Below are 15,253 nucleotides of genomic sequence, written 5' to 3'. Positions count from 1 at the left end.
GCCCCCACCCATCCATGTCATCGACATCATCAACAACGCGGTCGTCAAGAACGCGCTTTTTTGCAGCAGAAGGAGCGATCCGGCAGAGCCGACGGTCCCCCGCTGCCAGGGGTCTACCCTGCCAGGCGGCGTTTATGGGGTTTCGTCGGTATGGGGTCGGTCATTGGTCAGGCGGTCGACCAGCCGCCACACGGCACCCGGCAGGACGCCCAGGGCCGTCGCCGCCACGCTCTGCGCGTACAGGTCGTTCGTGCGTCCCATGGTTGACGGCGCGGTACGACGCACGGCCGACAGCATGCTAAGGCCCGGGCGATGCGATCCGGTGAGTACAAGTACCACGCCAAGATCGTACTGGGCGTAGAGGGTGTCGGGGTGACAGGGGCCGAGTGTGGCCAGCAGCCCCGTGTAGGCCTGCTCGCTCAGCTCCTTCGCCGTCTCGTACTCACGCAGTTGTGCATGTGAGCGGGCCAGCAGCAGCCGAGCGCGCAGCGTCATCGGGTGCTGCTGGCCGTACCGCCGATCGAGCCGTGAGATCGTCTCTGTCAGGTGTTTCCGGGCCGCCGTAGGACGGCCGAGGCACAGCAGGGCGTTGCCGTACTCCACATCGGTGCTCAACGTCCGGTCGTTCATCGGCCCGTGACTCCGGAGCAGCTGCCTTCGCTGCAGCCCCAGCGTCTCGGCGGCCTCTCGCCAGTTCGCCGGGTCCGGTCGGAGTTCCAGCAGATGCAGGGTCAGCCAGGCCTTCGCGAGGACGGTTTGTGCCGTCACGGCGTTCATGTGATCGGGCAACCTGTGGTCGTGGTACCAGCGTTGGACGGACTCGGCCGTCTGCCGTGCCTCGCGCTGGGCGTTCGTGGAGAGCTGGAGGATGGCCAGTTCGATTCGCGCGGCCTGCAGGTGGTGTCCTGCGAGTTCGGGCGGCTCATGGGCGAGGAGGTCCACCAGCGCGTAGGCGTGGGCCAGGGCCGCGCGCATGTCGCCGCGGAGCCGCCGGCTTTTCAGGTAGCCCAGCCGCAGCTCGATCCGGGTATGGTCGAGGCCCGATTCGCTCCCCGGCGTGTCCGCGCCGGTGCGCCCGGTACCGGATGATGACGGAAAAGTGGCCTGCACGATCGCCCAGTGGGGATTCGCCGCCTCGGGACGACCGAGCGCGTCGAGAGCCTGGGCCAGCAGGCCGACGGCGGACATCCGGTTCGGGTCGCGGGGCTCTGCGCCCTCCTGCGCGCGCGAGGCGTACTCCTCGGCCTGCTCGTAGTGGCCTGCGTCCAGGTGGGCTCGGGCGCCCCGCACCAGATCGGATACCGCCGGGACGCCGTACGCGAGAGCCCGGTCCCAGTACCGGGCGGCTTCGACGGGCTCTCCACGGTCTTGGTGGAAAACGCTCAGCATGCGGTGCAGCGCGTGACAGGCGTCCGGGGTGACGAGCGGATGGCGGGCGAGCACAGCGGCGAACGGCATGAGCCGGTCGGACTCCGTGCGGTGTTCTCCACTCTGCTCCCGCAGCCTCTCCGCGACGAGCCGGGCGAGTTCGGCTTCGGGAACGACAGGGGCCAGATAGCGCTGCGCGGCTTCCCGGACAATGGCGTGAACCTCCCAGCGGTCCTCGATCCGGGTCGCCAGCATGAGCTCGTGCAGACCGGCCAGTGCGTCGCCCAGGTCACCCTCGCGGGGTTGCAGCGCAGTCACCACATCGGCGATGAACCCGGCGGGCAGAGGAGCGCCCGCACCCATCGTGGCGAGTTGGAGGATCAGCCGCTGCTGCGCGGTGAGCGAGTCGAGGCTGGAGCGGACCAGACCGATGGCGGGGTCGAGGACCGCCGGATCCTCGATGAGCTGGCGGACAAGGTCGCTGACGGAGCACAGCCCCTGACGGTCCCGCAACTGACGACCGGCCAGTCGCAGGCTCAGGGGGTGGCCGCCCAGCCGCTCGGCCAAGACACCGAGGGCCTGCCGTTCGTCCTCGCTGTCCACCGGGCAGTGTTCGCGCAGAAGAATCTGGGCGTCCTCGGCGCTCATCGAGCCCAGTTCCACGACGGGCATCAACTCGGCAAAGGGGCCGCGACGGCCGATCAGAACGGTGTGCACGAGCGGACCGGCGGGCAGCAGCAGACGTTGGACCTCCCTGGGGTCCAGGTCGGGCGGCAGATCGTCGACCACCCACAGGGCGGGTTGGGCAGCCGTGAAGAGGTGATCGGACACGGCGGCGCTCAGCTCCGCCGCGTCGGCCAGGCCGACAGCGGGACCAAAACGAAGGGTGCGGGCGACCCGGCGCAACTCCTGGGCGTAACGGGTCGCCACGTCGGACGCCGTTGCGCCGCTCAGGTCCAGCCAGTGGACTCCACCTGGGTACGCCCCACCGAACTGCCAGGCGTAGGCGGCGGCGAGGGCGGACTTGCCGGCGCCGGCCACACCGAGCAGCGCCACCACAGGACCACCCATCACTTGCCTGACCATCGGGTAGGCACCCGCACGGAGCTGTGAGTGCAACTGCCATTGTTCGCGGTACCGACCGACGAAGCCGTGCACGCCGGCCACGCGATCGGCGATCCAGCGTGGCCGCTCGGTGAACCGGGGCTCACCCATGGTGCCCTGCACCGAGCTGAGACGCCGTCGGATAGCGCCTTCCAGGTCATCGAGGGCGGCTTTGTCGCCGTACCTGGGTGCACGGGCGAACGAGGCGTCCGCCAGTTCCACAGGGAACAGGTGCTCCTCGCTCGACTCCGGGTTGATCACAACGATACGGCCGGTGGGGTCGTCCTCCCGCTGCCCGGCCAGAAGCGCCGCCGTCAGCTCGAACTGGCAGGCGTACCGACTCGGGTAACCCGCCGAGTAGTACACGAGCAGTGTCCGGGACGAGGCCAGCGCCCGCTCGATGGTCTCGGTGACGCCTTGGCCGGTACGGATGTCCTCGTCGAGGAAGACGGTCAGTCCTCTGTCGCGCAACGCCCGGGCGATTCGCTCGGCCTTGGCCCTGTCATGGCCGCCGAAGGAGAGGAAGACATCGTGCACGTTCACCGGCTGCCCGCCTCGGTCGCGTCCCGGTCGGAGCCGAGACTTGCTACCCAGGTGCGAACCTCGTCAGCCGCGACCGTGGCGGCGTCGCCCGTGCCCAGGGTCAGTTCCAAGCCGGTGGTGGCGTCGTCGATGAGTACCCAGGCCTCCTCGTACTGGCCGTCGAACTGGTCCAGCGCCGCGTGCGCGTGCGCCAGGTGGCCGACAGCGATCATCGTCGCGACGTCGTCCGGGCCGAGGGCGGCCAGCCGGACGTCGTAGACACGTATCGCCGCCTCCAGCACCGCGATCCGTTCGTCCATGAGCTCGTCGTCCAGGCGGATCTGCCCCGGCACCAGACCTGCCGGAAGGGTCTCGGCCACCTCGGTCGTCGCGAACCTCGCCGCGACGGTCTCGGGTCGGCCGTGCTGGAGGGTAGGAGCCTGCTCGCCATCCCGTTCGAACAGCGTGGCGAGGAGGTGGTGCAGGGTGCGCAGGGTCGAGGGATGTGGCGGTCCCTGGGTGTGCAGGCGGATCTGGTAGGCCTCGGTGAGCAGATCGGCGGCCTCGTTCGGGTCCTCCACGACGGCGGCCAGGTTCTCCGCCGCGTCCGCGGTGTGCGGAAGCGGTCCGAGCAGACGCTGCCGTGTCCGGTGCACCGTGCGCAGCATCCCCCGGGCACCGGCGGGGTCCGAGAGCTGCAGTGTCGTGGCTGCCAGATTGTTCAGCGCGTCGAGGGTACAGGCATGAGCCTCGCCGTACAGGGAGCGGAACGTCCGATACAGGCCGGTCTTGAGCTCGTGCGCCTCGGCATGGTCCCCACACCGGCCCACGTGGATGGCGTAGTTGGTGAGGGAGTCCAGGGTGTCGGGATGCTGCGGTCCGAACACCCGGACCCTGATCTCGTGCACCGATCGAAAGATGCCCCTGGCATGGTCGTGGTCACCCGCGGCGCCGCAGACCACAGCGAGATCGTTCCACGCGGTGAGGGCGTCGGGGTGCTGTGCACCGAGCCGTTGGCACAGGGCTGAGTGCGTCGTCTCCAGCAGACGCCGGGCCGTTCCATGGTCTCCGTGCAGTCCATGGGCGACCCCCAGACCGAGCTGAAAGGCGAGCGTGGTGAGGTGATCGTCCCCCAGCCGAGACCGGCACATCGCGTGGAGCCTTCCGTACAGGCCGAGTGCGGCCCGGCTGTCACCGAGCTCGGCGTGCAGCCGTCCGGCTTCGTTGAGGAGGTGCCACTCGTCGATGTCCAGCATGTCGGCGGCCAGTCGCTCGATATGGGACAGATAGCCGGACAGGAGCGGATACCGCTGGCTGTCGCGGGCGTCGTCCATCTCGCGGGTGAAGGCTGCGACGGCGGCCAAGCGCAGCTCCTGACGGCGGTGCGGTGAGCGCTCCGACTGGCGGACAGCCTGGTTGACCAGTGGGTGGACGCTCCACGACAGCCCCGCTGCAGCGCTGAGGTCACTGGTCGCCGTGCCGCACCGCTGGCTGAGGTAGCCCGCTTCGGTCTGGCGAAGGCCTTTCTGAGCCCTGTCGTCCGCCTCCACGCGGGACAGCCCGTCGGCCTCGGCCAGAACGAGGGAGACCAGCGCCGCGGGAAGCGGCGCCGTACCGAGGACACTGGACAGCAGCAGTACGTCGAGGCCTTCCTCCGGGAGGGCGGTGATGCTGCGCGACAGGGTGGCGGCGACCCCCGTGATGTGATCGGTGGGCAATCTGGGGCGTAGCTGCTCGGCCAGCGCCAACGCGTCACGATCGGGGTCGGTGACCAGCTTCTCCAGGGCTGTGAAGTCGGCGATCCCGGTGGCCTCCGGTGAGCTGCTCAGGCCGGCCGCGAGGGCGAGAGCCAGTGGGTGAGCGCCGAGCGTGTCCACGATCCGGCGAACGGCGGCGTACTGGTGGCGTTCACCGCGCAGGTCTTCCAGACGGCGTGCCACCGGCTTGGGTCTGCCGTGCGGCCACTGGCTCGTCAGCAGGGCCATGGACGCGCCACGCTCCAGGGACGGGAGCACCAGCTGACGGTCGGAGTGGACCCAGCCGCGCAGTTGGTAGCGGGCCGTCAGAAGAGTACGGCCGTTGCTCGTCGGAGCCAGCAGCGATTTGAACCCGGCGTGGCTGATGTCCTCCGGTACGTCGTCCACGATCCACAGGTACGGCCCCAACTTGCCCAGCTGGTCTAACCATCTGACGGTGTCCCCGAAGGACACCGGGCTCTCGCCGGGAAGTAGCTGGTCGGCGACGCGTGTCAGGTGCGTCTCCACCACCCGCCCCACCGCCGTGTCACCGCCCCCTCCCGTCCCGTGTCCCTCGAAGCCCTGAAGCGAGAACACCCCCACCGGAAAATCGGCGGCGAAGGTCCGGGCGTAGTGCCGTACGAGCTGTGTCTTGCCCTGGCCTCCGACACCAGTGACGGCCACGACCTGACCGCCATGATGTGGAGAGTCGTCGGGAAAGAAGGCGTCGTGAATCCGCCACAGCTCCAGTTCCCGCCCGTACGTCTCCACGATGTCCGGCATCGGCTCCGAATACCACCTCGGAGCCGGCGGATTCGGCGCGTCACCCAGTCGGCGCCGGTCCTGCTCGCCGAGCCGACGCACCTGAGCCGCGACGGACGCGGCCAAGCGGTCAAGAGATTGGTTGGGCGCCGGCAGTCGCCAGTGCTTCAGCCTTTCCGGCCGGACCTGCTCGATGCCGAGGTGCTGGGTAAGGACGAGGACCCGTGCCCGGCTGCGATGCAGGTGATACGAGCTCAGGAGCGCAAAGTGCAACTCCTGCCGACAGTACTCGCTGGCCAGAAAGGCGGGCGAGTAGAGGGCCAGAAAAACATGGCTCCCACGGAGCGCGGCATCGATGCGGTCGGGAATGCAGTCGTAGTCCCGCATACCGTCGTGGTCCTGGAATACCTCCAGGCCCAACGCGGTCAACTCAGTACGCAGGGCGTCGGCCTGTTCCTTGTCCTCCCACGCATAACAGAGGAAGACATCATGACCGTCGGGCCTCACCACGACCATGGCACACCGCCCCCATCCACGATCGGGCACACCACACCGGCGACCCGACACCCCTCGATACCTGTCGGCTACGGCCAACTCCGACGCTTCACCATGGACACAGCGACCAACGAGCGACTCCGTGCACGCGTTCCTTCACTCGACGGCAGAGCCCGCGTGGGGGCGGCCCCAGAGCTGGCTCGGCTCGGCGATCCCCGCGGCACCCAGTTCCTCCTCGCCCTTGCCCACGACCCGGCCCTCGACGGCTTCGAATGTGCGGAGGCGGCCTTGAACCTTGCGCGTGCCGAAAACCGTGTCACCTTATGCGACCTGCGTGTATTCGTGGATAAGACTGCCAAGGCGGTCGCGCCGGATGACACGCCATTGGTCATCAGCGGCGGGCGGTTCAGGTGTGCCGACGGCGTCAGGGCAGCGTTGTCCCAGTGATCGGTGCGGTCGATGTTCGTTGTGGTGGGCGGCGTACTCGTCGATGACGAGGCGAAGGTGGCGTTCTCCGGTGATCAGGAGGCGGTCGGTGGACTCGCGTCTGCAGGATCCGACCCAGCGCTCGGCGATCGCGTTCATCCGGGGCACGCCGGGAAGGACAGGCACCACGCGGGCGCCGAGAGCGGTGAAGACCGCATCGAAGGCCTCAGTGAAGTAGCCGGCGTTGTCGCGGATCAGGTACCGGATACCGGTAGTGCGCACGTCGTCCAGGTTCATCAGCAGGTTACGCGCCTGCTGGGTTGCCCACTCCGCGGTGACGTTGCGGGTGACGCCGGCGACGTGCACGCGCCGGGTGCCGTGCTCGATGAAGAACAGGACGAACAGGCGCCGGAGAAACACGGTGTCCACGTGGAAGACGTCGACGGCGAGGATCCCTTGCGCCTGAGTGGTGAGGAACCGTGACCAGGAGCGGTCGGCGCGTTGGGGCGCCGGATGCCGGCCTTCTTCAAGATCTCCCAGATCGTGGAGGCGGCGACCTTCCAGCCCAGGTTGAGCAGTTCGCCGTGGATCCGGCGATATCCCCAGGTGTCGTTCTCGCGGGCCAGGCGCAGTACCAGGGCGCGTAGTGCCTCGGGCTTGGCCGGCCGTCCCGGCCCTCGGTGCGGATAGGTCCACTTCCGCGCGACCAGCCTCGCATGCCAGCGCAGGACCGTGCGCGGGGTGATCGAGAGTTTCAGGCTGAGGCGCTGACGCTTGCTCAGCAGCCCGACCAGAGCAGCGATCACGGCCCGGTCGCCGAGGGCGAAGGGCTGCTTCGGCCTGCCCCGTTCGAGGACGCTCAGCTGGTGCCGCAGCACCAGTATCTCGGCATCCTTGGCCGCGGAGGAACGGGCCAGCATGTCACCATTACCCCGAGCTGCCGTAGGCCCGTCAAGCTGGTCGACCGTCGGCTTGCTCTGCGCGCCGGGAAGCATCGTGAGGCCGCCCCGCTTGGTCGGCCTCGTCCAGCCTCTGCCAACGAGGTGGGCCACCGTCAGAAGTAGAGAACCTCGGCCTTCCTATCCGGGGAAGGCGACACTCTGGATACGCTCTGCGGTCATGAGCACGATAAGCAGGGCGCAACTGGAGGCTATGGCTGAGGAGGCCACGGTCGACTGTTACGACGAGGACGAGGCGCTCTCTGGTTGGCACGCGATGTTCGAGGAGCACTTGGCCGAGCCCTTCACCTTCGTTGTCGATCAAGCTGGGGCCCTGCGTCTTGCGCCGCGCCGCAGGGAGCACGTGGTGTGTGCTACCGGAGGAGCAGTCCTGGGAGCCGGTGAGATCAGCTTCCACGGGGCGTCCGAGCGGTGGGCTGTCGACGAGGTCAGCAATCAGTCGACCGGCTACTGCCAGGACGTCAGCTCGTGGCCCACCGTCGCCGAGGCTGAGGTGTACGCCAGGGGCGTTTCAAAGTCCTGGTGATCACATGAGTTCGCAGGCCAGAGCGGTCTGGAGGGTCCGGGTAGGCCCGTCACGTACGCATCGAAGCTCCAGTTGAACGAGGTGACCTTGCCAAGTCGCCTTGAACCGCTGGAGCTTCGATGTGCCGTCAGTCTGCCACCGTCTGTCTCGTCAAGTCGCCCACTCTGGAGGAGGTGGCGGGACTCTCGCTGGTGGAGCGGTTGCGGGTGCTGCCGGATCCGCGTCGGCGGCGCGGTGTGCGTCACCCGTTCGTGGCGGTGCTGCTGGTTGCTGCCTCGGCGGTGGTCGCCGGCGCGCGCTCGTATGCGGCGATCGGCCAGTGGTCCGCGAATGCTCCGCAGCAGGCCCTGGCCCGGCTGGGTGCTCGTGTGGCGGGCGCGTTGGGGGTGCGCATCGGGCCGAGCGCCGCCACGATCCGACGGGTCGTCAACCTGGTCTGCCCCCGGGGCCTGGCCGATCTAACCGGTGCTGATCCCGGCGGTGCGGACTCGGTGGCCGTGGACGGCAAGACCGCCCGTGGCTCCCGGAACGGCCAGACTCCCGCCGCCCACCTGCTGGCCGCGATGACCGGTGACGGCCGGACCGTCACCCAGCTACGGGTTCCCGACAAGACCAACGAAATCACGTGCTTCGCCACGCTGCTGGAGCCCTACGACCTGACCGGGATCACCGTCACCGCCGACGCCCTGCACACCCAGCGCGCCCACGCGCGCTTCCTCGTGGAGGAGAAGAAGGCCCACTACCTGCTGGTGGTCAAGGCCAACCAGCCTGAGCTGCACCGCCGGCTGCGGTCACTGCCGTGGAAGGACGTCACCGCGAGGCGCTACGACCGCGAGATCGGCCACGGCCGCAAGGAGACCCGCGTGACCAGGGCACTCACCATCACCGGTCTCGGCCTGGACTTTCCCCACGCCGTCCAGGCCGTGCGGATCCTGCGACACCGCACCGACCTCAAGGTTGGCACCGTGAGCCGTCAGACCGTCTATGCGATCACCGACTTGACCTCACAAGAAGCCTCACCCCAGCGCCTGGGCCAGCTCGCCAGGTCACAGTGGACCATCGAGAACCGGCTGCACTTCGTCCGCGACACCACCTTCGGCGAGGACGCCTCGAAGATCCGCACCGGCCACGGACCCGAGAACATGGCGACCCTCCGCAACTTGGCGATCAACACGCTGCGACAGCACGGACACCGCAACATCGCTGCCGGCCTCCGCCACGTCTCCTACGAGCCCTTCAACAGGCCGCTGGACCTCCTGGGCATCGCCTGACCAGCCGGTCTACATGATCACCGGGACTTTGAAACGCCCCTGAGGTGTACGCGCCGCCGCCCATCTTCCCGGCCTGGCGGCGGCACCAAGACGGCATCCGATTCGCGGAGCTGATCTTGCGTCACTCATCGAGGGCTGCCAGCCCGCGCCCCGGCCGCTGACCTGACATCAGGCTCCTTCATCAGGTTGTCCCGCAGCTGAGCCAGTCGGTCCCTCACTACTGCCGTTGGCCGGTCAGGGTGACGGTCTCGATCAGCGGGCGTGACGCTGTTTCATCAGGTCACGATGCCAGCGCAACACGGTGTCCGGTCGGGCCAGCAGCCGAAGGCGGCGCAGGACCTCGCGCGGCAGCGGGGCAAGGAGCGCCGCGAGGAAAGCACGGTCCTCAGCGGCGAATCTCACCCTCACCGCGCCGAGCTGCCGTTCAAGGACGTTAAACTGATGGCGCAAGGCGAGGATCTCCACGTCCTTGTCACGGTAACTCATCGACAGCAGCCGCAGGGCGGCGAACCTTGGTGACACCAGGTATGCCAGGCGAAGCAACATGAGTGATCATCCTGCCGCAACCACCGAGCACGCCCTTGAGCCGCATGGATGGCATTCTCGGCAAGCGCAGTTTCATCGACGTTTCCCTATCAATGCCGAACGACATTGAATTCTACGACAGGCCCATCCTCGGTTTCCAGCGCCGCCACATGGAACCTGACACCAGGAAATTGCTCTGCCAGACGAAGTTTCCAGCACTGTGCGATCGAGTCCGCCACAGTGCTGGCAGCCGCCGCGTCTTCCGCGGACTCGCCGTAGTCAATGAGCTGCCAGAGCCTCAACCGGTTCAACACGGTTTCGACCCCGGTTCGGTCGCCGGATAGCTCTGTCATCCACGTGTCGAAGTTCTGACGTTCGAACGATCGATTCCAGAGGATGCAGCCCTCTATCTCGATAAAGCTTGGGCGAAAGATCTCCGAGAGAGAAATCCAGTCAGCGAGACTAAAGCGCCCGGAGATAAAGTCGAATGAGTCGAGACTCCCACCGAAGCCCTCGGCCCACGAGGCAACCTCAGAGTACTCACTAGCCTTCATCAGCTGCTCCAATAAATTTCCTCGTCAGGCCTGAGGGGGCGGGGCATCTTATCCCACACCGGAAACTCTTGACCAGTTTTCGGATTGGTATTGATATGCATTTCCAACGCATGCGGAGCAGGTATGCCGGCATGCGGCGCGGAATTCGGGTCCACATCGACACGCTTGACCAACCGCCCCAGATCATCGTAGACCGCGTATGCCGTCACCGTACCATCGGTTTTTTGGCGGTAGACGATCTCATTGGGGTTCCCCTTGTTCTCGAACCTGCCGCTCACCCTACGCGCTTTCGAAAGGTCGACTCCCTTGGGGTCGTACGGCGCCAGGCCGAGCGGATCGCTCCAGGTGTGTGGGTTGTGGACGTAAGTGGCGGGGTTGGGCGCTGGGGTGAGCCCGAGGGGGTCGGGGCTGAGATAGCGCGCGGTGGTGGGGTCGTAGTGGCGGTGGTGGTTGTAGTGGAGGCGGGTTTCGGGGTCGTAGTACTGGCCGGGAAAGCGGAGGGGGGTTGTGGTGGTGCTGGTTTTGGGGTGGGTGGTGGTGCCCCAGAGGGTGGTGCGGGCTTGCCAGGCTGTGGTGCCGTCGGGGTTGAGGAGGTGGGTGGGGGTTCCGATGAGGTCGGTGATGATGGCGAAGAAGCGGCGGTCGACGGCTTCTTGGGAGTGGAGGTGTTCGGTCTGGGTGAGGGGGTGGAGGCCGTCGTGGTCCCAGGTGAGGGTGTAGGGGCCCGGGAGGTTGGGGCTGTGGGCGCTCTGCTCAGCGAGAGTGGGGCCGTCCCAGGTGAAATCGGTCCACTCCGCCACCGTTGTGCCGTCAGAAGCCATGCGCTGCTTGGTGATGCGGCGGCCGAAGGGGTCGTAGAGGTAGTGCCACTTGGTGCCGTCGGGGGTGGTGACGGCTGTGAGGCGATCCTCCGCATCCCAGGTGTAGCGCCAGGTGTCGGTGCGGCCGGAGAGGGTGGTCTGGCGGCGAGAGGTGACGCGGCCTTGGGTGTCGTGCTCGTAGCGGGTGCGGCCGGCGTTGGTGATCCGTGTGCCGGTGTAGGTGCGGGCGCCGACAGCACTGTCCTCGCGGGTGGGCCACGCGGCGTCGGCGAGATTGCCTGCCGGGTCGTAGGCGTAGCGCTCGGTCCAGTTGGCGGCATGGACGGCGGTGACGCGGCCAAGGTCGTCGAGGTCGAAGCGGCGGGTACCGGTGTGCTGGTCGTCGAGGGCGATCAGGTTGCCGTCGGCGCGGTAGTGGTAGGCGCGGTCTTGGAGGGTGCGGGCGCTGTCGGTGAGCGTCTGGGTGCTGCGGCGGTGGGCGGCGTCCCAGGTGGTGGTGAGGCGGACGGCCTCGCTGAGGTGGCGGGTGGTCTCGCGGCCGGCGGCGTCGCGATCGAAGGTGACGGTGTGTCCGGCGGTGGTGAGTGCGAGCGGGTTGCCGGCCGGGTCGTAGGCCCAAGCGCTGAGGGTGCTGGTGGGGGTGGTGCGGGTTGTGCGCCGACCGAGGAGGTCATAGGTGGCGGTGAGGGTTCGCCCGTTGACGGTTTCGGTGAGGACCCGGCCGAGGGGGTCAAGAGTACGAGTGAGGTGGGCGGTAGGGCTGGTGGCGGAGAGGAGCCGGCCCAGGGGGTCGTAGGTGTAGGTGGTGGGAGTGCCGGCCGCGTCCTTTTCGGTGAGGTTGCCCAGCGAGTCGTAGCTGTAGCTGATCCGCTGGCCCAGACCGTTGGTCCGGGCAGTTAGTTGCCCGGCCTCGTCATGGGTGTAGGTGAGTGTGCGGTTGTCGAAGTCAGTCTCGGCTGTCAGACGGCCTGCGGTGTCGTACTGATAGGTCCAGGTGAGGCCTTGGGGGTTGGTGACCTGGGTGAGGCGCAGTTCGTCGTCGTAGGCGAAGGCATAACGCGTGCCGTCCGGGTCGGTGCGGGCGGCGAGCAGGTCGAAGTCGGTGTACTCCATGGCGGTGACCGCGCCGAGGGGGTTGGTGTGGGTGAGGGCGTTACCCTCACCGTCATAGGTCCAGGTCTCGGTCGCGCCGTCGGGACCGGTCCGGGAGGCGATCAGGCCCTCGGGGGTCCAGGCGAGGTGCGTGGTGTTGCCGAGGGAATCGGTGACGGCGATCGGGCGGCCGAAGGCGTCTCGCTGGTAGCGGGTCACTCCGCCGAGCTGGTCAGTGGCGGCGAGGACGAGGCCGGCCGCGTCGCACTTCACGGTGGTGGTGTTGCCGAGCGCGTCGGTAACGGCGGATAGGTGGCCGCTCGGGCCGTAGGTGAAGTCGGTAGTGGCGCCGGCTGGGTCGGTCAGTGAGGTGCGGTTGCCACTGCTGTCGTAGGTCTGGCGCCAGGCGGACCCGTCCGGGTCGACGACAGTAGTGGGCAGGTTGCTCGCGTCGTAGCGGGCGTGGGACTGGGTGCCGTCCGGGCGGGTCACCGTGATGACGTTTCCGGTCGCGTCGTACTCGTAGGCCGTGGTGCGGCCGAGCGGGTCGGTGACGGACAGCAGGCGGTGGTAGCGGTCGCGGGTGAAGCGGGTGGTGTGGCCGAGCGCGTTGGTGTGAGCGGTGATCTGGTGGCTCTCGTTGACCTCGTACTGCTCCACCGCGCCAAGGGAGTTGGTGGCGATCGTGCGTCCTGGGCGGTACTCGTATCGCCAGCGCAGGTGGCCGCCGGAGCCGCCCTGGGCGATGCAGCGGTCCTGCTCGTCGTAGGCGTAGTCGTAGCGGGAGTTGTTGCGGTCAATCCAGGCGGTCATCCGCCCGGCGTCGTCGTACTCGAAGCGCAGTGGAAGGCCGGAGGAGTTGATGACCTCAGTGAGGTGGCCGTCGGTGTAGTGGTAGCGGACGAGTTCGAGGTCGCCGACGCGCAGGGCGGTAACGCGGGAGTCGGTGATGTCGATTTCGAGGTGGTAGCCGGCGCTGTGGCGGATGCCGGTGGGTGCGCCGTCGTGGTCGTAGTCGAACGTGAGGCGGTGGCCGGGGCGGTCGGTGAGCGAGTCGATCGGAGCAAGCTCGGGGTTGGCCGGGTCGACAGTGAAGGTGCGTATGTGGCCGGAGACTGGGTCGGTGACGGTATAGCGGCCCTCGGAGTCCAGGGCGAGGGGCCAGCGGGCGCCTGTGCTCGGGAGGGTGGGCAGGCCGGGGGTGGGGTGGGGGTAGGCCAGGGCGATGCAGTCGCCGAGGAGGAGGACGACCCCTTCCTTATCGATCTCCAGGCGCTCGTCCAGGGTGCAGGCCCACGTCGGGCCCATCCAGCGCCCGGCCCGGTAGTGCGAGTCGTGGGTGCGGGTGAATAGCAGCGGCAGGACGCCGGCCAGGTGGGCGTCGGTCTGGGTGAGCGTCATGTGGCCGGTAGCCATGTCGATCGGGTCGTTCTCGCAGACCCGGTCGTCCTTGCCGCGGCCCGGGACCTCGGGGTCCTTGACGGCGTCACGGCCTGCGTTTCCGCCCGCGTTCTCAGCCGCGTCTTTGGCCGCGTTCTCGGCGACGTCCTTGGTGGCGTTGACGCCCACGTCCGTGGCGACCGAGGCGGCCTCGCCCGTACCGCCGGTGGCGATGCCGAAGGCGACGTTGGTGAACAGCTTGCCGCTCGCCTCGAACGGGTCCGATCCCCACCCCGACCCCACCACTGCGGAGAGCAGCTGGGTGGGGTGGTTGGAGACGTTGACCAGGCCGGCGGCGACCGTGTTGACATGGTCGAGGTACAGGGCGGGGTGGGTGATGTTGTAGACGTCCAGCGGGTTCATGCCCCGGCCGAACTTGATGATGTCCGCCGCACCCTTCACGACCCCGCCGTACAGGTGCTCGTAGCCGTCCATGCCGCCCTCGGCCAGGTCGACCGCGTCCAGCTTCATCCGCTCGGTGAAGCTCGGCTTCGCCGGCGCCGCGTCCGTGGCAGCCCTGATCGCCTTCGCCGCCGCGTCGGCCGCGCTGTCCCGAGCCGCCCGGGCGCCGCGCAGCAGGTCCTGGGCATGGCTGAGCTGCTCGGTGGACGGGTCCTGGAACGCGCCCGGATCGGTGGGCTTGGGACCGGGGTTGGGGTTGGACTTGGCGGCGTCGTTCCACGTCCTGACGGCCTTGTTGTAGCTGTCGACGCTCGCGTTGTACGCGTCCTGCGCCTGCTGGTGAGCCTTCTTCGCCGCGTTGTACGCGTCGATGGCCTGCTTCGCCTGGTCCTGCGCCCAACCGACCGTGTGCGAGAACTCGTCCAACGCCACCGCAGCCGCCGCGCACGCGTCCGCCGTCACCAGCCACTGCGTCGGATGAGGCTGGAACTTGGCACGGAACGCATCCGCGGCCTGCCCCTGCCAGTGCTCCGAATCCATCGACCGCAGCCCGCTGCCGGTCTCCTCGAACGCGGCATGGAACGCCCGCAGATGCCCCGCCGACTCGGTGATCGCCTTCACATCACCGTGCACCAGCTCCTTCGGATCATCCGAGTCCCCGAGCTGCAACTCCCCGACCTGCGCACCCAGATTGTCGGCCACCTTGTCGCCGAACGTGTCCACCGCATGCGCCGCCTCGTGCAGGCCGACGAAGTCCAGCATCCCGCCCAACGCATGGGCGTTCTGGTCGATCGCCTGCCCAACCGCCTTCTTACCGTCCTTGTACAGACCCTCCAGACCGTCCCCGACCGAATCCAGAAACCCCATCAACCCCGCTCCCCCATCAACCCCGCAACCCCATCAGCCCTGGCCGCCCTGCCCGTTGGCCATCGCCCGCAGCCGCTTCGACTCCTCCAGCAACCGCTGCTGCTCCGCCTTGTTCGCATCCGAGGTCCCCGTCAACGCGGCCACCGCAGCTTCTTCAACTCCGCGATCGCGTCGCCGATCCCATTCGCCGTGTTGCTCAGCGCGTATGCGTACAACCACTGAATGCCCCCTGCCAACGGCTCCCCGCCTTGCGTCGGCACCAACACCACACTCCACCGAAACTCCGCTACCACCCTGAGACCGTCAGCCTGCCCGGCGTGCAGCCCAACCAGCCGCTCCGCCAACCCCAGCCCCGACACTCGCCCCCCAGCTACACTCAGCAA

7 protein-coding genes and 1 pseudogene are annotated in these 15,253 nt (G+C 67.9%); 2 read left to right on the top strand and 6 right to left on the bottom strand.

Going from position 1 to position 15,253, the window contains the following annotated elements; translation table 11 throughout:
* Positions 1–132 precede the first annotated feature (132 nt).
* From BR98_RS36860 to BR98_RS41800, 3 genes are all read right to left on the bottom strand, one after another.
* Positions 133–3,015 carry a tetratricopeptide repeat protein gene (locus tag BR98_RS36860; RefSeq protein WP_157538047.1) on the bottom strand — a complete coding sequence of 961 codons (2,883 nt, stop codon included), beginning with the start codon at positions 3,013–3,015 and terminating at the stop codon, positions 133–135.
* Positions 3,012–6,008, bottom strand: a complete 2,997-nt coding sequence (locus BR98_RS42190; RefSeq protein ID WP_035851002.1) for a tetratricopeptide repeat protein — start codon at positions 6,006–6,008, stop codon at positions 3,012–3,014. Before BR98_RS42190 ends, BR98_RS36860 begins: the two co-directional genes overlap by 4 nt.
* A 300-nt stretch (positions 6,009–6,308) precedes the next feature.
* Positions 6,309–6,842 (bottom strand): integrase core domain-containing protein, encoded by a 534-nt coding sequence (locus BR98_RS41800; RefSeq protein ID WP_035851000.1) that lies wholly within the window; start codon positions 6,840–6,842, stop codon positions 6,309–6,311.
* Between the two features lie 801 nt (positions 6,843–7,643).
* On the opposite strand from BR98_RS41800, the pseudogene BR98_RS33780 reads away from it, so the two are divergent.
* Together BR98_RS33780 and BR98_RS33775 are read left to right on the top strand one after the other, a co-directional pair.
* Positions 7,644–7,862 (top strand): annotated as a pseudogene (locus BR98_RS33780) (hypothetical protein); the annotation flags it as partial.
* A 155-nt stretch (positions 7,863–8,017) separates the two neighbouring features.
* Entirely contained in the window at positions 8,018–9,169 is a 1,152-nt protein-coding gene (locus BR98_RS33775; protein WP_232247170.1) for an ISAs1 family transposase, read from the top strand.
* A gap of 252 nt (positions 9,170–9,421) precedes the next feature.
* Here the strand turns inward: BR98_RS33775 and BR98_RS33770 are convergent, their stop codons facing one another.
* The 3 genes from BR98_RS33770 to BR98_RS33760 form a co-directional block, all read right to left on the bottom strand.
* Positions 9,422–9,715, bottom strand: a complete 294-nt coding sequence (locus BR98_RS33770; protein WP_035850995.1) for a hypothetical protein — start codon at positions 9,713–9,715, stop codon at positions 9,422–9,424.
* 89 nt (positions 9,716–9,804) lie between these two features.
* Complete coding sequence (locus BR98_RS33765; RefSeq protein WP_051970777.1) at positions 9,805–10,260, bottom strand: hypothetical protein; 456 nt, start codon at positions 10,258–10,260, stop codon at positions 9,805–9,807.
* Positions 10,248–14,870 carry a putative T7SS-secreted protein gene (locus tag BR98_RS33760; RefSeq protein ID WP_051970775.1) on the bottom strand — a complete coding sequence of 1,541 codons (4,623 nt, stop codon included), beginning with the start codon at positions 14,868–14,870 and terminating at the stop codon, positions 10,248–10,250. The genes BR98_RS33765 and BR98_RS33760 overlap by 13 nt, the downstream gene beginning before the upstream one ends.
* Between the last annotated feature and the right edge of the window lie 383 nt (positions 14,871–15,253).

It is taken from the genome of Kitasatospora azatica KCTC 9699 (assembly GCF_000744785.1).
GTDB lineage: Bacteria > Actinomycetota > Actinomycetes > Streptomycetales > Streptomycetaceae > Kitasatospora > Kitasatospora azatica.
This window is presented reverse-complemented; position numbering and strand designations above follow the sequence as displayed.

What these genes read in the sequence shown, in the direction of transcription:
- BR98_RS42190 (WP_035851002.1), bottom strand. Translation starts at nt 6,008, where the DNA reads ATGGTCGTGGTGAGGCCCGACGGTCATGATGTCTTCCTCTGTTATGCG.
- BR98_RS33760 (WP_051970775.1), bottom strand. Translation starts at nt 14,870, where the DNA reads ATGGGGTTTCTGGATTCGGTCGGGGACGGTCTGGAGGGTCTGTACAAG.
- BR98_RS33775 (WP_232247170.1), top strand. Translation starts at nt 8,018, where the DNA reads ATGTGCCGTCAGTCTGCCACCGTCTGTCTCGTCAAGTCGCCCACTCTG.
- BR98_RS33770 (WP_035850995.1), bottom strand. Translation starts at nt 9,715, where the DNA reads ATGTTGCTTCGCCTGGCATACCTGGTGTCACCAAGGTTCGCCGCCCTG.